This is a genomic window from Sandaracinomonas limnophila, from assembly GCF_004005965.1.
Classification (GTDB): domain Bacteria; phylum Bacteroidota; class Bacteroidia; order Cytophagales; family Spirosomataceae; genus Sandaracinomonas; species Sandaracinomonas limnophila.
In genome coordinates this window covers 1-201 of sequence record NZ_SACY01000029.1, presented here as the reverse complement: position 1 = coordinate 201, position 201 = coordinate 1, and the positions used below count along the sequence as shown (strand labels likewise).

The window sequence follows — 201 nt, the reverse complement described above, 5'->3', positions numbered from 1 at the left end:
AATTCAAAGCAGAGAAATCGAGAGTAGATGCAAAAGAATTGGCAACAGACAAGTCGATTGCAGATAACGACAAGCGTGCCCAAGATGCAGAGAAGTCAATGCGTGATGATTTCAACACAGAGAAATCGAGAGTGAGCGACAAAGAAGTAGTTATGGAATCAAAAATTGACTTAGAAATCGCTAGGGCTAAGGGTGAGGAAG

At 41.8% G+C, this 201-nt stretch carries 1 protein-coding gene; it reads left to right on the top strand.

Features of this window, described 5'->3' with window-relative positions; genetic code table 11:
* The coding region (locus EOJ36_RS12040) for a hypothetical protein (protein ID WP_238944493.1) at window positions 1-201 on the top strand (201 nt) is incomplete at both ends.